Raw genomic sequence first — 18,285 nt, 5'->3', positions numbered from 1 at the left:
GACCACGATGACTGTCATTGGAACCCGGGACCGGGTCACCCCCACCGAACGCGTCGCCGTGCGCTGTGTCGACTCCGACGTCCACCCGGTGCCGCGCCGCGGTGTGCTGCAGGAGTACATCCCGGAGCCGTTGCGCAGCAAGTACTTCATGAATCACCGGGTCGGTGAGCTGATCTACTACGACGCACCCGACTACGCGCATGCCTACGCCATGCGCGTCGACACCTTCCCCGACGACGGCGAATTCGCCTGCACCGACCCTGATCTGGCCTTCCGACAGGCGATCATGGAAGCCGGCGCCGACATCGCCGTGCTGGAACCCACGCACGGCACGTGCCGCCTCCCGGAAGCCACCGCCGCGCTGTCCTACGCGCACAACGCCTGGCAGGCCGAGAACTGGCTGGACAGCACGAACAACTGGCACGAGCGCTGGCGCGGGTCGATCTGCGTGGCCATCGAGGATCCCGAGGGCGCGGCTCGCGAAATCGAGAAGTGGGCCGGGCACCCCTACATGGTGCAGACACTGATCAAGGCCGAACCCCGCCCGTCTTGGGGCGACCCGAAATACGACCCGATCTGGCAGGCCGCCACCAAACACGACATCGTCGTGAGCTGCCACCTGTCCCGCGGGGTCTACGAGACCCTGCCGATCCCGCCGGTCGGCTTCCCGAGCTACAACCACGACTTCATGGTCAGCTACTCGCTGACCGCGGCCAACCAGGTGATGAGCCTGATCTTCGACGGCGTCTTCGACCGCTACCCCACCCTGCGAATCGTGTTCGTAGAGCACGCCTTCAACTGGATCCTGCCGCTGATGTGGCGGATGGACGCCATCTACGAAGCCCGCAAAAGCTGGGTGGACATCAAGCGCAAACCCAGCGAGTACGTCAAGGATCACATCAAGTTCACCACCCAGCCACTGGACTACCCCGAAGACAAGACCGAACTGCTGCGGGCCTTCGAGTGGATGGAATGCGAGAAGATCCTGCTGTTCTCCTCGGACTACCCGCACTGGACCTACGACGACCCGCGCTGGCTGGTCAAGCACCTTCCCGAACACGCCCGCGAGGCAGTGATGTTCCGCAACGGCATCGAGACCTACAAGCTGTCGGACACCGTGCCGGCCATCGAAGGCCAGATGCGGGTCTTCTGAGCACATGACAACTCCTGACAAGCAGCCCCGCCTTGCCCAGGGCCGTGAGCACGTGGTGGCCACGGTCGACGAAATCCCGCCCGGCACACACAAGTTGGTGCCGATCGGCCGGCACGGTGTGGGCGTGTACAACGTCAACGGCACCTTCTACGCGATCGCCAACTACTGCCCGCACGAGGGCGGCCCGCTGTGCTCGGGGCGCCCCCGCGGCCGCAATATCGTCGACGAGAGCGTTCCCGGTGACGCAGTGATGGTGCGGGACATGGAGTTCATCTACTGTCCCTGGCACCAGTGGGGTTTCGAGCTCGCCACCGGAACCACGGCCGTCAAACCGGAGTGGAGCATCCGGACCTACCCCGTACGCGTGGTGGGCGACGACGTGCTCGTGATGGCATGAGCACGCTGCAACTCCGCGACGGCGAGGCCGTCATGGAGATCAACGGCGGCAATGTCGTCTACGAAATCCTCGGTGAGCGCGGCGACTTCATCGCGCTGACCCCGGGCGGCCGCTACAGCAAGGACATCGAGGGCCTGCGCCCGCTGGCCGAGGAACTGGTCAAGGGCGGTTACCGGGTCCTGCTGTGGGACCGGCCCAACTGCGGCAAGTCCGACCTGCAGTTCTACGGGCAGAGCGAATCGCACATGCGCGCCGAGACATTGCACGGCCTGATCACCGGACTGGGTATCGGGCCGTGTGTGATCGCCGGCGGCTCCGGCGGCGCCAGGGACTCGATCCTGACCACCATCCTCTACCCCGAGATCGCCACCAAGCTGGTCACCTGGAACATCGTCGGCGGCGTCTACGGGTCCTTCGTCCTGGGCTCCTACTATCTGGTCCCCAGCATCCTTGCCGTCCGCGGCCTGGGCATCAAAGGCCTTCTGCACGTGGACGAGTGGAAAGAACGGATCGCCGAGAACCCGGCCAACAAAGACCGCATCCTGGCGATGGACACCGACGAGTTCCTGCGGGTGATGTTGCGCTGGCTCAACGCCTTCGTGCCCAAGCCCAGCCAGGCGATCCCGGGCGTCGACGACGAACTGTTCGGCGACATCAAGGTGCCCACCCTCATCATCCGCGGCGGCGAGAACGACTGGGATCACCCCAAGCGCACGTCGCTGGAGGTGAACTGCCTGATCAAGGGCTCGGAGCTGATCGATCCGCCGTGGCCGGAGGATGCCTGGGAGCGCGCCGGTGAAGACCGGGCGTCGGGGAAGGTCAAGCACTTCAACATGTTCGACACCTGGGTGCAGGCGGCTCCGGCCATCCTGGACTTCCTGGACCGATGATGACCCTTCACCGGTCACACGGTGCGGATGTGCACCTCGCAGTTGGTCGACGCCTCCAGCGCGGTGTGCACCCGGCTCTCCGGGATGCGCGCCATGTCGTCCTTGCGCAGGGTCACGTAGATGACGTCGTAGCCGTCTGCGCCCGCGGTCCGGTCGATCTGGCCGGTCAGGCCGAACCCGGCGAGCACCCCGCGGGCGTCCTCGTCGGTCCCGCGGCTGACGTAGGTCAGCACACCGGCGGCGGGCTGCGTTCCGAAAGCATTGGCGCACAGTGCGATCGCCGCCTGTTGCAGTTCGTGCGGGTCGGGTCCGGTCATCAGCATCTCGGCCTCGCGGCGGCCCCGCGGCATCGCGGCGACGTTGTTGTCCAGCAGGTCGATGCCGGATTGCGCCGCCAACGCCCGCAGCGTCGCCACTCCCGCGGTCAGTTGATCCGCGGACAGCTCGCCGGACGGATCGACATCGACGCGGACAACAGCCGTTCTCATGCGCATCAGCCTAGCGATCACGCGGTGTGCGCCCGAATCAGAAGAGGTGACCGATGAACGCGACGGCCCAGGCGGGCACGGCCGTGACCGTGGCCGCCGCCCCCGGCATCGAACCCCGGCTGGTGCGGCCGGCGGCGGCGGTCGAATCCCACAGTGCCTATCTGCCCGGCGGCGGATATGCGTTGCTGGACAACGTCGAGACCCTGCTGGGCGACGTCGAGCGGTCCGGGCTGCTGGGCCGCGGCGGCGCGGCCTTCCCGCTGGCCGTCAAACTGCGCACGGTGCGTGCCGCGCACCTGCGTGGCCACCCCACCGTGGTGGTGGCCAATGGCGAGGAAGGTGAACCCGCCTCGGTCAAAGACCGCTGGCTGCTGAGGCACCGGCCGCACCTGATCATCGACGGCGTGCGGCTGGCCGCCCGGGTGGTCGGTGCTGCGCATGCCTACATCTACGTGTCGGACTCCGCGGCGGCGGCGGCCGTCGATGCCGCACTGGCCGAGGTCGGCTTCGACACCCTCGGCGGGCTCGAGGTCTCGGTGGTCACCGTCAGCCCCGGCTACGTTGCCGGCGAGGAGACCGCCGCGGTCCGCGTCATCAACGGCGGACCGGCCAAGCCCACCGACAAGCCGCCCCGGCCGTTCCAGCACGGCGTGGCCGGCCACCCGACACTGGTCAGCAATGTCGAGACGCTGGCCAACCTGCCCTACCTGCTGGCCCACGGTGCCGCACAGTTCCGGGCCGCGGGCACCGACGCGTCGCCGGGGACCTTCCTGGTCACCGTCACCGGCGCCGGGCGTCCCGCGGGGCTCTACGAGATTCCGCACGGCCTGCCCTTCACCGAACTCCTTGCACTGCATGGCGTTTCAGCGGAATCGGTACGGGGAGCGTTGATGGGCGGCTACTTCGCCGGCCTGCTGGACCGCAGGGTGCTCGGCACCACCCTGGACCACGAGACACTGCGCGCAGCCGGCAGCGGCCTGGGGTGCGGCGCCATCGCTGTGCTGACCGACGAATGCCCGGTGGCGGTCGCGGCATCGGTGCTGGCCTACTTCGACCGGGAGAACGCCGGGCAGTGCGGGTCGTGCTTCAACGGCACGGCGGCCATGGCCGCGGCCGCCGGCGCGCTGCGCGACGGCGCTGCCGGTGCCGAGGACGTCGCACGTCTGCGACGGTGGTCGCAGGTTCTTCGGGGCCGAGGGGCGTGCGCGACGCTGGACGGCGCGGCCAACGTCGCCGCCAGCCTGCTGGCACAGTTCCCGGATCTCGTCGAGCAACACCTGAGCGGTGCGTGTGAAACCTGCCGGGCCGGTGCCTTCATAGCCCAGCGCCCCTTCGAGGTGGAGACGGTGGCCCGCTCATGAGCAAGAACATGCGAATTCGGCTCGACCGCACCCTGTGTGACGGCTTCGGCGTCTGCGGCAAGCACGCGCCGGACTACTTCTCCCTCGACGACTGGGGCTACGCCTCGCTGATCGGCCACGGCACCGTGGCCGAGGGTGATCGCGACGGCGTGCTGCGCGCGCTGTTCGACTGCCCGGTGCACGCCATCATCGAGATGAGCAGCGACGAGTTCGACGGCGAACAACAGCCCGCGACCGCGCCGCCGCCCGACGAAGCTCCGGTGTTCGAGGCGCGCTGGGGCTTCGCCCAGTGAGTGCCGGAGGGACTCGCGCTCCGCTGCCGCAACTCACCGCGGAGAACGAGTTCTTCTGGACATCCGGCGCCGACGGCACCCTGCGCATCCAGGAGTGCCGTGGCTGCCGGGCGTTGATCCATCCGCCGCAGCCGGTGTGCCGCTACTGCCGCAGCAGCGACATGGGGGTGCGCGATGTCAGCGGCGTCGCGGTGTTGTCGGCGTTCACTGTCAACCACCGGTTCAGCATTCCGGGCCTGACCGCGCCGTACGTGATCGCACAGGTCGCGATCCGCGAGGATCCGCGAGTTCGGTTGACCACCAACATCATCGACGCCGACCCCGACGACCTCGAGGCCGGCCAGCTCGTCGAGGTCGTCTTCGAGAAGAACGACGACGTCTACCTGCCGCTGTTCCGGCCACTGACTCCCAAGCAGTTCGGTGAGCAACCCCCCGACGAGATCGCCCCGCAGGACTTCGCCAGGCACGTCCGCGCCCCGCTGACCACCACCAGATTCGAGGAACGCTCGGCGATCACCGGTATCGGCGCCTCCCGGCTGGGCCGCCGGCTGATGGTGAACCCGCTGTCGCTGACCGTCGAGGCGTGTCAGGCCGCCGTCGCCGACGCGGGACTGACCTTCGACGACATCGACGGGCTGTCCACCTACCCCGGGCTCGACATCGCCGGGATGGGTGAGGGCGGTGTGACGGCACTGGAGGGCGCTCTGGGCCTGCACCCGACCTGGATCAACGGCGGCATGGACACCTTCGGCCCCGGCGGATCGGTGATCGCGGCGATGATGGCCGTCGCGACCGGCATGGCCCGGCACGTGCTGTGCTTCCGCACGCTGTGGGAGGCGACCTTCCAGGAGCTGCTCAAGCAGGGCAAGATGGCCCCGCCCGGCGGCATGCGCACCACCAGCTGGCAGATGCCGTTCGGGGCGACCTCGGCGGCGCACACCCTGGCGCTCAATGCCCAGCGCCACTTCCAGCGCTACGGCACCACCCGGGAGACGCTGGGCTGGATCGCACTGAACCAGCGGGCAAACGCCGCGCTGAATCCCACGGCGATCTACCGTGACCCGATGACCATGGACGACTACCTGTCGGCGCGGCCCATCACCACACCGTTCGGCTTGTACGACTGCGACGTCCCGTGCGACGGCGCGGTCGCGGTGATCGTCTCGGCGGTCGAGACCGCCCGCGACATGCCGCGCAAGCCGGTGCTGTTCGAGGCGGTCGGCACCCAGATCCTCGAACGCACCGACTGGGACCAGACGACGATGACGCACGAACCGCAGGTGCTGGGCCAGTCCGCCCACCTGTGGTCGCGAACGTCGTTGCGGCCCAGCGACGTCGACGTGGCCGAACTCTACGACGGATTCACCTTCAACTGCCTGTCCTGGATCGAGGCGCTGGGCTTCTGCGGTATCGGCGAGGCCAAGGACTTCCTGGACGGCGGGTCGAACATCGCCCGCGACGGGGTGCTGCCGCTGAACACCCACGGCGGCCAGCTGTCCCACGGCCGGACCCACGGCATGGGCCTGATCCACGAGGCGGTCACCCAGTTGCGCGGTGAGGCCGGTGAGCGTCAGGTGGCCGACGCCAAGGTCGCGGTCGCCAGCAGCGGCGGGCTGACTCCCAGCGGCGTGCTGCTCATGCGGGTGGACTCGTGAGTGAGCTACCCGCCCCGGTGCGCCGGGTGGTACCCGTCGACGGGATACCGATGTCGGGGCTGTTCGCCGAGGCCGACGAGCCGCGCGCGGTCATCGTCGCCCTGCACGGGGGTGCCTCTTCGGCCGCGTACTTCGACTGCCCCGGCCACCCCGAGCTGTCGCTGTTACGGTCGGCTGCGGCAGCCGGATTCAGCACGGTCGCACTCGACCGCCCGGGCTACGGCGCGTCGGGCCCGTATGCCGACCAGATGTGGGATCCGGCCCGCCGGGTCGAACTGGCCTATGCCGCCGTGGATGCCGTTCTCGGGAAACGCCCCCGCGGGGCCGGTCTGTTCGTAGTGGCCCATTCCAACGGCTGCGAACTCGCACTGCGGATGGCGGTGGCCGACCGCGGTCGCGAGGTGGTGGGCCTGGAGATCGCCGGAACCGGTGTGCGCCAATATCCCTCAGCCCGGGAGATCCTCAAGCAGGCCACCCCCACGCACCGCCCCGCCGGGTTGCGGGAGCTGATCTGGGCGCCCGCCGAGTTGTATCCCGCCGATGTCGTCAACGCCGTCGGCGCCACCGGTGCGCCGCCGCAGGAGGCCGAAGTGTCGACGAACTGGGCCCGCCGGGACTTCCCGGAACTCGCGGCCCGGGTGAGCGCACCGGTGCGCTTCACCGCCGCCGAGCACGAGCGCGTCTGGGACTCGACCCCCGAAGCGCTGGCCGACATCGCCGCATTGTTCACCGCGTCGCCGCGCGTCGAGATCAACCAGCAGGCGGGCTGCGGCCACAACCTGAGTCTGGGTGTGGCTGCGGCGCACTATCACTCGAGTGTCCTGGCATTCGTCGCGCAATGCCTCGACGCCGACGTCACAGAGGAGGCCGGCTAATGCGGGTGGGATTCATCGGACTCGGCAGCCAGGGCGCACCGATGGCGCGCCGGATCGTCGAGGGCGGCTATCCGACCACGCTGTGGGCGCGCCGGCCGGAGTCGCTCGAGCCGTTCGCCGACACCGCGGCCACCGTGGCGGCATCGCCGAAGGAGTTGGCTGCAGCCAGTGATCTGGTGTGCCTGTGCGTGGTCGGTGACGCCGACGTGATGGACGTGGCCACCAGGGCCGACGGCGTGCTGGCGGGTCTGCAATCCGGTGGGGTGATCGCCGTGCATGCGACGGTGCACCCCGACACCTGCCGCGAGCTGGCCCAGCGTGCGGCCGCCCAGGGCGTTGCGGTGATCGACGCACCGGTCAGTGGCGGCGGGCCGGCCGCCGAAGCCGGCACGCTGCTGGTGATGGCCGGCGGTGAGGACGCCGTGGTGGAGCAGGTACGCCCGGTGTTCGCGACGTATGCCGACCCGATCGTGCATCTGGGCGGGGTGGGCTCCGGGCAGGTGACCAAGCTGCTCAACAATCTGCTGTTCACGGCGCATCTGGCCACCGCCAAAACCACCCTGGATCTGGGCCAGTCGCTGGGCGTGGCACCGGAGAAGCTCGCGGAGGTCATCGGCCGCGGATCGGCGAACAGCTTCGCCCTGACCAGCGTGGCACGCTTCGGCGGAAGCCTCGACATGCTCAAGCAGGTGGCCGGCGGACTCCTACACAAGGACGTCAGCCTGATCGCCGATATCGCCGCGGCGGCCGGCGTCGAGCCGGGTGCGGTGATCGATGCCGCCGACGCTGCACTGGTCCTACTGGACCACCCGCGATGAAGGTCGGCTTCGTGGGCGCCGGCCGGATGGGCGCCCCGATGGTGCGCCGATTGGTCGTGGCGGGTCACGAGGTCACCGTGCTGGCCCGGAGTGCGCAAAAGCGTTCGGCGATAGCTGATCTGGGTGCCCTCCCCGCCGACGATCTGAGCGCTGTCGCGACCGACGCCGACGCCGTGGTGGTATGCGTGTTCACCGACGAGCAGGTCCGCCGCGTCTGCGACGACGACGGCCTGATCGCGGCCATGGCGCCGGGTTCGGTGCTGGTGCTGCACACCACCGGCAGCCCGCGCACCGCCGAGGCGCTGGCCGAGCGTGGCCGCGACGGCGGGGTCGCAGTCGTCGACGCCCCGGTGAGCGGGGGCCCGCACGACATCGCCGCAGGCATCGTGACCCTGTTCGTCGGCGGTGACGAGGACGTGGTGCAGCGGGTGCGCCCGGTGCTGTCCAGCTACGGCGACCCGGTGCTGCACGTCGGTCCGCTCGGCGCCGGACAACTGGTGAAGCTGGTCAACAACACCCTGTTCGCCGCCCAGATCGGCATCGTCGCCGAAGGGGTGCGCCTGGCGGCCCGGCTCGGTGTGGACGAGTCGACCCTGCTGAGCGCGCTGCCCCACGGCAGCGGTACCAGCCGCGCCCTGACCAGCATCGCCGCCGTCGGCTCAGCCGCCGGATTCATCGCCGCCGTCGGTGAGTTCATCGGCAAGGACGTCGCCGTCGTCCGGGCAACCGTCGCGCAGCTCGGCGGCGATCTCGGCCTGCTCGACGATGTCGTCAACGCGGGTCTGCAGAGTTCGAAAATCTCGTGATTCGACTGTCTCGAGCTCTCCCGCTCGTCCCACTATTAGCGTTACGATCACCGGAAAATCCGTAAAGTCACGAACGCCTCAGAGGAGAACTCAATGTCCCAGGCCGAACTCGTCTTCGACCCCTTCTCGGAGGAGTTCTTCAACAACCCGTTCGACCTCTACCGGCGGATGCAGGACGAGGCACCGGTCTACTACCACCCCGAGATGGACTTCTACGCCCTGACCCGGCACGAGGACGTGGCCGAGGGACTCAAGGATCACGAGACGTTCTCCTCGGCCCGGGGCTGCGATCTCGCCATGGTGAAAGCGCCTGAGCCGCCGCCGAAATCGATCATCTTCATGGACCCGCCCGAGCACCGCCATATGCGCAGCCTGCTGAACAAGGCCTTCACCCCACGCGCCGTCCAGGAGCAGCGCGAGACCGTCGTCGAGCAGATCGACCGGTACCTCAACGCCGCCGACCCGGACAACTTCGACGTCGTGCAGGACTTCTCCGGACCCTTCCCGGTCGAGGTGATCACCCGGATGGCCGGTGTCCCCGAGGAGTACCGCCAGCAGGTCCGGGTCTGGATCGACACCTCACTGCACCGCGAACCCGGCCAGATGGAGATGGGCGAAGCCGGCATGCAGGCCAATATCGAGACGGCCATGTACTACTTCGGTCTCGTCCAGGAGCGCCGGGAGAACCCGCAGGACGACATGATCAGCCGCCTCATCGCCGCGGAGATCCCCGACGACGACGGCAACCTGCGCAAGCTCGACGACATCGAGATCTGTGGATTTGCAACACTTTTGGGCGGCGCCGGCGCGGAAACCGTCACCAAGCTCCTCGGCAACGCGGCGGTGATCTTCGCGCGCAACCCCGACCAGTGGCAGAAGTTGCTCGACGACCGCAGCAAGATTCCGGCCGCCGTCGAGGAGCTGCTGCGCTATGAGGGTCCGGTGCAGTACAACGTCCGGTACTCGGTGAAGGAGAAGACCCTGCACGGTGTGACCATCCCGGCGGGCAAGCCGGTCTTCATGATCGGCGCGGCGGCCAACCGCGACCCGCGGGCCTTCACCGACGCCCACAAGTTCGACATCGACCGTGACCGCACCGAGGCGCAGAACCTCGGACTCGGGTACGGCATTCACAGCTGTCTGGGCGCCGCGCTGGCCCGCATGGAAAGCGCGATCGCGCTGGAGCGGCTGCTGGACTTCATGCCGCGCTACGAGGTTCAGTGGGATCGTCTCGAGCGTGTTCACATGCAGAACGTCGCCGGATGGCACACCGTTCCGGTAAAGGTGTTGCGATGAAGATTGAAGTGGATTTCGGCCTGTGCGAGGCCAACGCGATCTGTATGGGCATCATCCCCGAGGTGTTCCAGGTCGACGACCAGGACTACCTGCACGTGTTGTCTGACGAGGTGACTCCGGAGAACGAGGCGCAGATTCGTGATGCCGTGCGGCAGTGCCCGCGGCAGGCGATCTCGATCCGGGAGTGAGGCGCTAGCCGGCCGGAACCAGGTCGGCGCCGATCGGCGGGCAGCTCATCGCGCCGCTGCGGAACTTCTCGACCGGTTCGACGCAGAGGTCTGTCACCTCGGCAGCTGCCAGTGCCTGGGCCTTGAACACCCGGGCGGCGGCGCTCAGGCGATGCTGGACGCAGTCGACGCCCTGACCCAGCCACTCCGGCTGCGCGTCACCCCACAGCGCCACCTCGGTCATGCCGTGCTCCAGTGCGCGCTGCACACCTTCGCGCACCCGGGCATCGGAAGCGATGAGATCCGACGCGACCGCGAGCGCCTGCGGATGCGGTTGGTCATCGCCTGCGGCGATCACCGATTCGTAGTCGACGCTCTGCGCGCCGAGGATGGACAGTGGCCGGATGTCGTCGGCATCGGGGATCAGAACGTTGACGTCCCAACCGGACATCACCCGGTCGAACATCCAGCCGCCGGCGTACCGCACGGCCTCGGCCACGGTGGGCGCGACGATGTCGAGCCGGTACCTCATGATTCGGCGACCGGCGCCAGCTGACTCGCCAGAGATCGGGAATACTCCCGGAACACATCGGTCAGCGGTATCGAGGGATCGAGTAGCCATGAGGTCTCCATTCCGTTAACAAATGCCAGCACTTCCACGGCCTTGACGACCGGGTTCACGTCGTTTCGGTAGCGCCCGTCGGCCTGGCCGGCGCTGATCCGGTTGGCGATGATCTTCACCGCGTCGCGGTAACGCGAGACCAGGCGATCGTGCAGTGGGGCGTCGGGGGCGATGTTCTCGGCCATCAGGACCGCGAAGGTGCCGACCAGTTCCGGTGAGCGCTCGAAGCGTTCGGCCGCGCTGGCGATCGCCTCGGCGAGGTCGCCGGTGTGCAGATCGGCGTGCTCGACGTCGTCGGCGTCGCGGGCGTCCAGGACGGCGTGCAGCAGCTGTTCCTTGGATTCGAAGTGGTGCAGCAGACCGGCCGGGGTAACCCCGGCCGCCTTGGCGATCTGGGCCAGGGTGGTGTTGCGCCAGCCGTTGCGGGCCAGCAGGCGCTGCGCGACGTCGAGGATCAGCTGCTTGCGGTCCTCCCCCTTGGCCAGAAGGGTGGCGTATGGGCGGTGAGCGCTTGCGCGAAGAGCCGGCGTTTCTGACGCGGTCACCGGGCTCCCTTCACGCGAGTAACCAACCTAGTGAACACACAGTAGGTTGGTTTTGCGCGTGTGACAAGGGTCTCAGAGCGACAAAATTCGGGGTGGTTCCTAGAGCCCCAGCGACTTGGCGATGATCACCTTCATGACCTCGCTGGTGCCGGCGTAGATGCGGGCCACCCGCGCATCGGTGTACAGCCGCGCGATCGGATACTCCATCATGTAGCCGTAGCCGCCGAAGAGCTGCAGGCAGCGGTCCACCACCCGCTGCTGCATCTCGGTGCAGAACAGCTTCACCCGCGCCGCGTCGGCCCCGCTCAGCTCACCCTCGACGTGCAGGGCCACCGCCCTGTCGAGCATCGCCTGGGCGGCCTCGACCTCCGTCGAGCAGGCCGCGAGTTCGAACTTGGTGTTCTGGAACGAGGCGACCGGAGTGCCGAACGCCTTGCGATCGCGGGTGTAGTCGATCGCGGCGGCGATGGCCGACCGGGCCTGGGCCACCGATCCGACAGCGACCGTCAGCCGTTCCTGCGGGAGGTTGTGGCCGAGGTAGGAGAAGGCCTCGCCCTCGGCGCCAAGCACATTCGCCGCCGGCATCCGCACGTCGACGAAGGACAGCTCGGCGGTGTCCTGCACCTTGCAGCCCATCTTCTCCAGCTCGCGGCCGCGGGTGAAGCCCGCCATGCCGTCCTCGACCACCAGCAGCGTCAGACCCCTGCGGCGGTTGTCCGGATCGGTGGACGTACGGGCGACGACGATCACCAGGTCGGCCTGCATGCCGCCGGTGATGAACGTCTTGGCGCCGTTGAGGACGAACTGGTCGCCGTCCCGGACGGCGGTGGTGCGCACCCCGGCCAGATCCGAGCCGGTGCCCGGCTCGGTCATCGCCACCGCGGTCAGCAGGGTTCCGTCGGCCAGGCCGGGAAACCAGCGCTGTCGCTGTTCGTCGTTCGCGTAGTGCAGGAAGTACGGCAGGATCACCTCGAGCTGGGTGCGCACCGTCGACAACGTCACCAGTGCGCGAGCCGCCTCCTCCTGCAGCACGACGTTGTAGCGGTAGTCGGGCATGCCGGCCCCGCCGTACTCCTCGGGAATGGCCATCCCGAGCATGCCGAGTGCGCCCATCTGCTTGAACACCTCACGAGGCATCCGGCCGCCCTTCTCCCACGCCGGATACTGCGGGACGACCTCCTTCTCGACGAAGTCGCGGGCGAGTTCACGAAAGGCCTCGTGGTCGGCGGTGAACAGATTGCGGCGCATGGCTCCCCCGGGTCAGTTGATGAGCTCGACGATGGTCGCGTTCGCGGTGCCGCCACCCTCGCACATCGTCTGCAGGCCGTACCGAATGTCGTTGTCGCGCATGTGATACAGCATGCGGGCCATCAGCACGGCACCGGAGCCGCCCAGCGGGTGGCCCAGTGCGATCGCACCGCCCAGCGGGTTGAGCCGAGCCGCGTCGGCTCCGGTGTCGGCCAGCCACGCCAGGGGAACCGGCGCGAACGCCTCGTTGACCTCGAAGACCCCGATGTCGTCGACGGCCAGGCCGGTCTTGGCCAGCACCTTCTGCGTCGCGGGGATCGGGCCGGTGAGCATCAGAACCGGGTCGGCGCCGGCCACCGCACCCGCGATATAGCGGGCGATCGGCGTCCAGCCCTGCGCGGCAGCATGTTCGGGGGTCGTGACGAGCAAGGCCGCCGCACCGTCGGAGATCTGCGATGAGTTACCGGCGTGGATCACCCCGTCCTCGGTGAAGGCGGGCTTGAGCGCGGCCAGTTTCTCGGCGGTGGTACCCCGCCGGATTCCCTCGTCGGCGGTGACGGCGCCGCCGTCGGTGGGGACCGCCACGATCTGGTCGCTGAAGGCACCCCGGTCCTGGGCGGCCGCCGCAAGTTCGTGGGAACGCGCCGAGAACTCGTCGAGATCGGTGCGCGAGAAGCCCCACTTCTGGGCGATCATCTCCGCCGAGAGACCCTGGTTGAACGAGAAATCGTCATACCGAGCAAGCACTTTGGGCCCATACGGCATACCGGTGGCACGCGCCGACCCGAGCGGGACCCGGCTCATCACCTCGACGCCGCCTGCGACGACGACATCCTGCTGGCCGCTCATCACCGCCTGGGCGGCGAAATCCAGTGCCTGCTGGCTGGATCCGCACGCCCGGTTCACCGTCGTTCCCGGGATGGACTCCGGCCACCCGGCGGCCAGGACCGAGAACCGGCCGATGTTGCTCGACTGGTCGCCCACCTGGGACACGCAGCCCCACACAACGTCATCGACCGTCGACGGGTCCAGGCCGGTGCGGTCGGCCAATTCGCACAGCACAATTGCCGACAGGTCGGCGGCGTGCACCCCGGACAACCCGCCGTTGCGTTTGCCGACCGGTGTGCGCACGGCCTCGACGATCACCGCTTCACGCATGACTGCTCCTCTCTCACGCCACGACTCCCTGCTGGCGCAGATGGTCGATCTCGTTGCCGGACAGGCCCAATTCGGTGAGTATCGCGTCGGTGTGCTCACCGAGGCCGGGCACCGGGCCCATCGGTTGTTCGTATCCGTCGACGATCGGCGGCGGCAGGATCGCCTGGATCGGGCCTGCCGGGGTCTGCACCGTCCGCCAGCGGTCGCGTTCGCTCAGCTGGGGATGTGTGATGACCTCGCTGGGCAGGTTGTATCGGGCGTTGCCGATACCCGCGGCGTCGGCCACCTTCTGGACTTCGGCGAAATCATGCCTGGCACACCAGTTCTGGATCGCCTCGTCGAGGACGGCCCGGTTGGCCACCCGGTCGGAGTTGGAGGCGAAGCGCGGATCGTCGGCGAGGTCGGGACGCTCGATGATCTCCCGTGCCAGCCGCTGCCATTCCCGGTCGTTGGTGGTACCCAGCACGACCGTCTGGCCGTCGGAGGTCTGATAGGCCCCGTAGGGGGCCACCGCCGGTGAGCTCATACCCAGGGGCTGCTGGTCGATTCCGGAGTGCTGGGTGTAGGTCAGCGGATAGCCCATCAGGTCGGTCATGGTGTCGAACAGGCTCACGTTGACCGCTCCCCCGCGACGGTCCCGGTTGTCCCTGGAGAACAGCAGCGCCATGATCGACAACGCCGAGTACAACCCGGTGGAGATGTCGGCGATCGGCGGCCCAGGCTTCGCCGGCATCCCTGGGTAGCCGGTGACCGCGCACGACCCGGACTCGGCCTGCGCCAACAGGTCGTAGGCCCGCTTGTTCGACAGCGGGCCGCCGGATCCGTAACCGTCGATCTCGACGGCGATCACATCGGGGTGCCGGTCGCGTAACTGCTTCGGCGAGATGCCGAGCCGGGCGGTCGAACCGGGCGCGAGATTGGACACCAGGACATCGGCGCGGTCCAGCAGCCGGTGCAGAACATCAAGGCCCTGCGCCGATTTCAGGTCCAGCGCCACCGACTCCTTGTTGCGGTTGGCCCACACGAAGTGGGCCGCCAGCCCGCCGGGTCCGTTGACTACGTCGTCGTAGTGGCGTGCGAAGTCGCCACCGGCCGGGTTCTCCACTTTGATCACGCGGGCGCCGAAGTCGGCGAGCACACGGGTGCACATCGGTGCGGAAACGGCCTGTTCCAAGGCCACGACGGTGACACCGGCGAGCGGGGGCGCCGGTTGGTCAGCAGAAGACATCAGATCACCATACGGTCGGCCGCGCGGACGGCCATCAGTAGCTCCTCGGCAACCCCAGCACGTGCGATCCCAGGAAGTTGAGGATCATCTCCTGGCTGACCGGGGCGATCTTCATCAGACGTGCCTCACGGAAGAACCGGGAGATGTTGTACTCCTCGGAGTACCCCATCCCGCCATGGGTCTGCAGCGCGCGGTCCGCCGCAGCGAAACCGGCGTCGGCGCACAGGTATTTCGCCATGTTGGCCTCCCGGCCGCACGACTTGCCGTTGTCGTACAGCCAGGTGGATTTGCGCAGGATCAGTTCGGCGGCGTCGAGTCGGGCGAGCGAGTCGGCCAGCGGGAACTGGATGCCCTGGTTCATGCCGATGGGCCGGTCGAACACGATCCGCTCGTTGGCGTACTTCACCGCGCGGTCCAGCGCCACCCGGCCGATACCGAGAGCCTCGGCGGCGATCAGCATCCGCTCGGGGTTCAGGCCGTGCAGGATGTAGGAGAACCCCTTGCCCTCCTCACCGATGCGATCGGAGACCGGGATCCGCAGGTCGTCGATGAACACCTCGTTGGAGGAGACAGCGTTGCGCCCCATCTTCTTGATGGGGCGGATGTCGATGTGGTCGCGGTCGATGTCGGTGAGGAACAGCGACATTCCGTCGGTCGGCTTGGCCGCCTCGTCACGGGGTGTCGTGCGGGTCAGCAGCAGGATCTTCTCGGATTCCAGCGCCTTGGAGATCCACACCTTGCGCCCGTTGACCACGTAGCTGTCGCCGTCGCGACGGGCGAAGGTGGTGATGCGCGAGGTGTCAAGGCCCGCACCGGGTTCGGTCACGCCGAAGCACACGTGCAGGTCACCGGTGACTATCCGCGGCAACGTCGCGGCCTTCATCTCCTCGGAGCCGAACACCACGACCGGTTGCATGCCGAAGATCGACATGTGGATGGCGCTGGCGGCGTTCATGCCGCCGCCGGAGCGGGCGACCTCTTCGGCCAGGATCGTGGCCTCGGTGATTCCCAGCCCGTGCCCGCCGTACTCCTCCGGGATGGTCATCCCGAGCCAGCCGCCGCCGGCGATGGCGTCGTAGAACTCCCGGGGGAATTCGTGCGCCAGATCCTTGTCCATCCAGTACTGGTCGTCGAACCGAGATGCCAACTCGCGCACAGACTTACGGATCAGCTCCTGATCCTCGGTCAGCTCGAAGCTCATTCCGCCGGTCACGGCGATCCTCCACTACTCGGGGCCGCTGTTGGCCTGTGCCGCTTCGAACAGGGCGCTTCCGCCGCGCTCGCCCTTCTTGTGGTGACTCAGTGCCTGGATCGACACGTCGTGCCCGGTGGCGGCCTCACGCAGCGCGCCGACGGTGGCCTGCTCGCGCGCGATGTGCTTGAACGGGTCGAACGAGTACCAGCGCATGGCGTTCTCATACGTCATCTTGTTGATGTCGCTGTCGGGTACGTCGTTGGCGCTCAACACTTCCCACAGTTCCTCGGGGGCTCCCGGCCACATCGAGTCGCTGTGCGGGTAGTCGGCTTCCCAGGCGATGTTGTCGATGCCGATGTCGTGGCGCAGCTTGACCCCGACCGGATCGCTGATGAAGCAGGTCAGGAAGTGTTCCCGGAAGACGTCCGAGGGCACCTTGTCGCCGAAGTCCTGACCGGTCCACGTCGAGTGCATCTCGTAGGTGCGATCCGCCCGGTCCAGGAAGTAGGGGATCCAGCCCGTTCCACCTTCGGAAAGACCGATCTTCAGATCCGGATACTCCTTGACCGGCCGCGACCACAGCAGATCGGCGGCGGCCTGCACGATGTTCATCGGCTGCAGCGTGATCATCACGTCCATCGGCGCATCCGGCGCGGTGATGGCCAGCTTGCCCGAGGACCCGATGTGCACGTTGAGCACGGTGTCGGTGTCGCACAACGCCTTCCACAGCGGGTTCCAGTACGGGTCGTGGAAGCTCGGGTAGCCCATCGCCGCCGGGTTCTCACTGAAGGTGATGGCGTGCACGCCCTTCTCCGCGACCCGGCGCACCTCCTGCGCGCACAGCTCGGCATTCCAGATCACCGGGATCGCCATCGGGATGAACCGGGCCGGATACGCCCCGCACCACTCGTCGATGTGCCAGTCGTTGTAGGCCTGCACCAGCGCCAACGAGAACGCCTCGTCCTCGGTGGCGAACAACCGCCCGGCGAAGCCGGGGAAGGACGGGAAGCAGATCGAGCCGAGGATGCCGCCGGCGTTCATGTCCTTGACCCGTTCGTCGACGTTGTAGCAGCCGGGCCGGATCTCGTCGAGGCCTTGGGGCTCCAGGCCGTACTCCTCCTTGGGACGGCCGGCCACCGCGTTGAGCGCCACGTTGGGGATCACCACGTCGCGGAACCGCCACATGTCCGAGCCGTCGGGGTTGTGCACCAGCCGGGGCGCGTCGTCGATGTACTTCTTGGGCAGGTGGTTGGCGAACATATCGGGCGGCTCGACGATGTGGTCGTCGACGCTGATCAGGATCATGTCCTCTTTGCGCATGGCCGTTCCTCTCGTCGGGTGCCCTGCTATGAAAACTAGCTTCTCCTACTGCGAGAATCAACACGCGGTAACCACCTTACCGGGCGCGCTTGCGGATCCGGCGACACCCGGTCCGAACCAGTTGACCTCGGGTTTACCACCCCGCACACGCTCGGGGATTGACCTCTGAGCCGGTTCATGGAAATCTATTATTCGTAATTGAGAATGTGATTCTCTCCAGTGAGAGGAGACTACGGGTGCGACTGACGCCGCTGCCTGCCGAACAGTGGGACGACGACGTCCGCGCCGCCTTCCGGGGCATGCTGCCGCGCGAGCGGCAGAATCCCGAGCAGGCCGGGACGGCGTTGTCCACGTTGGTGCGCCATCCGGAGCTCACCAGAGCCTTCCTCGGCCTCAACGTGCATCTGCTGTTCAAGTCCTCCCTGCCGCCGCGACTGCGCGAGCTGGCGATCCTGCGGATCGCGCACCGGCGGGAGTGCACCTACGAATGGGAACACCACGTCGAGCTCGCGGAGGCCGAGGGTCTCACCGCGGCCGATATCGAGGCCGTTCGTCGCGGCGAGGCCGCCGACGCCCTCGACCGGCTGGTGCTCACCGCAGTCGACGAACTCGATGCGATATCGAACCTGACCGACCAGACGTGGGACGCACTCGGCGAGCACCTCAGTGACCGTCAGCGCATGGACCTCGTCTTCACCGTCGGCACCTACGCCATGTTGGCCATGGCGTTCAACACTTTCGGCGTACAGCTAGAACAGGAAAGGTAACTA

20 protein-coding genes are annotated in these 18,285 nt (G+C 67.7%); 12 read left to right on the top strand and 8 right to left on the bottom strand.

The genetic code is table 11. From position 1 onward, the window contains the following. The first annotated feature begins 7 nt into the window (after positions 1-7). From HBE64_RS07030 to HBE64_RS07020, 3 genes are read left to right on the top strand one after another with little or no spacing between them, the layout of a single operon-like run. Complete coding sequence (locus HBE64_RS07030) at positions 8-1,153, top strand: amidohydrolase family protein (protein ID WP_167099576.1); 1,146 nt, start codon at positions 8-10, stop codon at positions 1,151-1,153. 4 nt (positions 1,154-1,157) lie between these two features. Beyond that, the gene (locus tag HBE64_RS07025) at positions 1,158-1,550 is read left to right on the top strand and encodes a Rieske 2Fe-2S domain-containing protein (protein ID WP_167099573.1); all 393 of its coding nucleotides are present in this window, start codon (positions 1,158-1,160) and stop codon (positions 1,548-1,550) included. After that, positions 1,547-2,440: an alpha/beta fold hydrolase gene (locus HBE64_RS07020; RefSeq protein ID WP_167099570.1), complete on the top strand. Its 894-nt coding sequence runs from the start codon at positions 1,547-1,549 to the stop codon at positions 2,438-2,440. Before HBE64_RS07025 ends, HBE64_RS07020 begins: the two co-directional genes overlap by 4 nt. Before the next feature lie 14 nt (positions 2,441-2,454). Here the strand turns inward: HBE64_RS07020 and HBE64_RS07015 are convergent, their stop codons facing one another. Continuing rightward, a complete protein-coding gene (locus tag HBE64_RS07015) occupies positions 2,455-2,928 on the bottom strand; it encodes a hypothetical protein (protein ID WP_167099568.1) in 474 nt (157 codons plus the stop codon). 53 nt (positions 2,929-2,981) lie between these two features. Between HBE64_RS07015 and HBE64_RS07010 the strand changes: the two genes are divergently transcribed. The 8 genes from HBE64_RS07010 to HBE64_RS06975 all read left to right on the top strand — a co-directional run bounded on the left by HBE64_RS07010 (position 2,982) and on the right by HBE64_RS06975 (position 10,220). Next, complete coding sequence (locus tag HBE64_RS07010) at positions 2,982-4,289, top strand: NADH-ubiquinone oxidoreductase-F iron-sulfur binding region domain-containing protein (RefSeq protein WP_167099566.1); 1,308 nt, start codon at positions 2,982-2,984, stop codon at positions 4,287-4,289. A gap of 8 nt (positions 4,290-4,297) precedes the next feature. After that, entirely contained in the window at positions 4,298-4,582 is a 285-nt protein-coding gene (locus HBE64_RS07005) for a ferredoxin (protein WP_208300657.1), read from the top strand. Continuing rightward, positions 4,579-6,237: an OB-fold domain-containing protein gene (locus HBE64_RS07000; RefSeq protein WP_167099561.1), complete on the top strand. Its 1,659-nt coding sequence runs from the start codon at positions 4,579-4,581 to the stop codon at positions 6,235-6,237. The genes HBE64_RS07005 and HBE64_RS07000 overlap by 4 nt, the downstream gene beginning before the upstream one ends. 50 nt (positions 6,238-6,287) lie before the next feature. Beyond that, positions 6,288-7,112: an alpha/beta hydrolase gene (locus HBE64_RS06995; RefSeq protein ID WP_167108833.1), complete on the top strand. Its 825-nt coding sequence runs from the start codon at positions 6,288-6,290 to the stop codon at positions 7,110-7,112. After that, positions 7,112-7,930 carry an NAD(P)-dependent oxidoreductase gene (locus tag HBE64_RS06990; protein WP_167099558.1) on the top strand — a complete coding sequence of 273 codons (819 nt, stop codon included), beginning with the start codon at positions 7,112-7,114 and terminating at the stop codon, positions 7,928-7,930. Before HBE64_RS06995 ends, HBE64_RS06990 begins: the two co-directional genes overlap by 1 nt. Next, a complete protein-coding gene (locus HBE64_RS06985; RefSeq protein WP_167099556.1) occupies positions 7,927-8,736 on the top strand; it encodes an NAD(P)-dependent oxidoreductase in 810 nt (269 codons plus the stop codon). Before HBE64_RS06990 ends, HBE64_RS06985 begins: the two co-directional genes overlap by 4 nt. A gap of 93 nt (positions 8,737-8,829) precedes the next feature. Next, positions 8,830-10,032 (top strand): cytochrome P450, encoded by a 1,203-nt coding sequence (locus HBE64_RS06980; protein WP_167099553.1) that lies wholly within the window; start codon positions 8,830-8,832, stop codon positions 10,030-10,032. Beyond that, on the top strand, positions 10,029-10,220 hold the full coding sequence (locus tag HBE64_RS06975) for a ferredoxin (protein ID WP_208300579.1): 192 nt from the start codon (positions 10,029-10,031) through the stop codon (positions 10,218-10,220). Before HBE64_RS06980 ends, HBE64_RS06975 begins: the two co-directional genes overlap by 4 nt. A 4-nt stretch (positions 10,221-10,224) precedes the next feature. Here HBE64_RS06975 and HBE64_RS06970 read toward each other — a convergent pair whose 3' ends face one another. The 7 genes from HBE64_RS06970 to HBE64_RS06940 all read right to left on the bottom strand — a co-directional run bounded on the left by HBE64_RS06970 (position 10,225) and on the right by HBE64_RS06940 (position 17,515). Then, complete coding sequence (locus HBE64_RS06970) at positions 10,225-10,731, bottom strand: hypothetical protein (RefSeq protein WP_167099547.1); 507 nt, start codon at positions 10,729-10,731, stop codon at positions 10,225-10,227. Continuing rightward, the gene (locus HBE64_RS06965) at positions 10,728-11,366 is read right to left on the bottom strand and encodes a TetR/AcrR family transcriptional regulator (RefSeq protein WP_167099544.1); all 639 of its coding nucleotides are present in this window, start codon (positions 11,364-11,366) and stop codon (positions 10,728-10,730) included. Before HBE64_RS06965 ends, HBE64_RS06970 begins: the two co-directional genes overlap by 4 nt. Before the next feature lie 99 nt (positions 11,367-11,465). Then, positions 11,466-12,614, bottom strand: coding sequence for an acyl-CoA dehydrogenase family protein (locus HBE64_RS06960; RefSeq protein WP_167099541.1), 1,149 nt, complete (start codon positions 12,612-12,614; stop codon positions 11,466-11,468). A gap of 12 nt (positions 12,615-12,626) precedes the next feature. Further along, complete coding sequence (locus HBE64_RS06955; protein ID WP_167099538.1) at positions 12,627-13,772, bottom strand: thiolase family protein; 1,146 nt, start codon at positions 13,770-13,772, stop codon at positions 12,627-12,629. Positions 13,773-13,785: 13 nt separating this feature from the next. Further along, a complete protein-coding gene (locus tag HBE64_RS06950) occupies positions 13,786-15,000 on the bottom strand; it encodes a CaiB/BaiF CoA-transferase family protein (RefSeq protein ID WP_167099535.1) in 1,215 nt (404 codons plus the stop codon). 34 nt (positions 15,001-15,034) lie between these two features. Beyond that, positions 15,035-16,201, bottom strand: coding sequence for an acyl-CoA dehydrogenase family protein (locus HBE64_RS06945; RefSeq protein ID WP_167108830.1), 1,167 nt, complete (start codon positions 16,199-16,201; stop codon positions 15,035-15,037). Between the two features lie 24 nt (positions 16,202-16,225). Then, positions 16,226-17,515 carry an amidohydrolase family protein gene (locus tag HBE64_RS06940; RefSeq protein WP_167099532.1) on the bottom strand — a complete coding sequence of 430 codons (1,290 nt, stop codon included), beginning with the start codon at positions 17,513-17,515 and terminating at the stop codon, positions 16,226-16,228. Between the two features lie 236 nt (positions 17,516-17,751). On the opposite strand from HBE64_RS06940, the gene HBE64_RS06935 reads away from it, so the two are divergent. Further along, a complete protein-coding gene (locus tag HBE64_RS06935) occupies positions 17,752-18,282 on the top strand; it encodes a carboxymuconolactone decarboxylase family protein (RefSeq protein WP_167099529.1) in 531 nt (176 codons plus the stop codon). Positions 18,283-18,285 lie beyond the last annotated feature (3 nt).

This window comes from Mycobacterium sp. DL592, from assembly GCF_011694515.1.
Taxonomy (GTDB): Bacteria; Actinomycetota; Actinomycetes; order Mycobacteriales; family Mycobacteriaceae; genus Mycobacterium.
The sequence above is the reverse complement of the archived record's forward strand: the minus strand, read 5'-3'. Positions and strand labels throughout refer to the sequence as shown.

Coding starts and splice junctions, on each gene's coding strand:
- HBE64_RS07030 (WP_167099576.1), top strand. CDS start 8: ATGACTGTCATTGGAACCCGGGACCGGGTCACCCCCACCGAACGCGTC.
- HBE64_RS07025 (WP_167099573.1), top strand. CDS start 1,158: ATGACAACTCCTGACAAGCAGCCCCGCCTTGCCCAGGGCCGTGAGCAC.
- HBE64_RS07020 (WP_167099570.1), top strand. CDS start 1,547: ATGAGCACGCTGCAACTCCGCGACGGCGAGGCCGTCATGGAGATCAAC.
- HBE64_RS07015 (WP_167099568.1), bottom strand. CDS start 2,928: ATGAGAACGGCTGTTGTCCGCGTCGATGTCGATCCGTCCGGCGAGCTG.
- HBE64_RS07010 (WP_167099566.1), top strand. CDS start 2,982: ATGAACGCGACGGCCCAGGCGGGCACGGCCGTGACCGTGGCCGCCGCC.
- HBE64_RS07005 (WP_208300657.1), top strand. CDS start 4,298: ATGCGAATTCGGCTCGACCGCACCCTGTGTGACGGCTTCGGCGTCTGC.
- HBE64_RS06995 (WP_167108833.1), top strand. CDS start 6,288: ATGTCGGGGCTGTTCGCCGAGGCCGACGAGCCGCGCGCGGTCATCGTC.
- HBE64_RS06990 (WP_167099558.1), top strand. CDS start 7,112: ATGCGGGTGGGATTCATCGGACTCGGCAGCCAGGGCGCACCGATGGCG.
- HBE64_RS06985 (WP_167099556.1), top strand. CDS start 7,927: ATGAAGGTCGGCTTCGTGGGCGCCGGCCGGATGGGCGCCCCGATGGTG.
- HBE64_RS06980 (WP_167099553.1), top strand. CDS start 8,830: ATGTCCCAGGCCGAACTCGTCTTCGACCCCTTCTCGGAGGAGTTCTTC.
- HBE64_RS06975 (WP_208300579.1), top strand. CDS start 10,029: ATGAAGATTGAAGTGGATTTCGGCCTGTGCGAGGCCAACGCGATCTGT.
- HBE64_RS06970 (WP_167099547.1), bottom strand. CDS start 10,731: ATGAGGTACCGGCTCGACATCGTCGCGCCCACCGTGGCCGAGGCCGTG.
- HBE64_RS06960 (WP_167099541.1), bottom strand. CDS start 12,614: ATGCGCCGCAATCTGTTCACCGCCGACCACGAGGCCTTTCGTGAACTC.
- HBE64_RS06955 (WP_167099538.1), bottom strand. CDS start 13,772: ATGCGTGAAGCGGTGATCGTCGAGGCCGTGCGCACACCGGTCGGCAAA.
- HBE64_RS06950 (WP_167099535.1), bottom strand. CDS start 15,000: ATGTCTTCTGCTGACCAACCGGCGCCCCCGCTCGCCGGTGTCACCGTC.
- HBE64_RS06945 (WP_167108830.1), bottom strand. CDS start 16,201: ATGAGCTTCGAGCTGACCGAGGATCAGGAGCTGATCCGTAAGTCTGTG.
- HBE64_RS06940 (WP_167099532.1), bottom strand. CDS start 17,515: ATGCGCAAAGAGGACATGATCCTGATCAGCGTCGACGACCACATCGTC.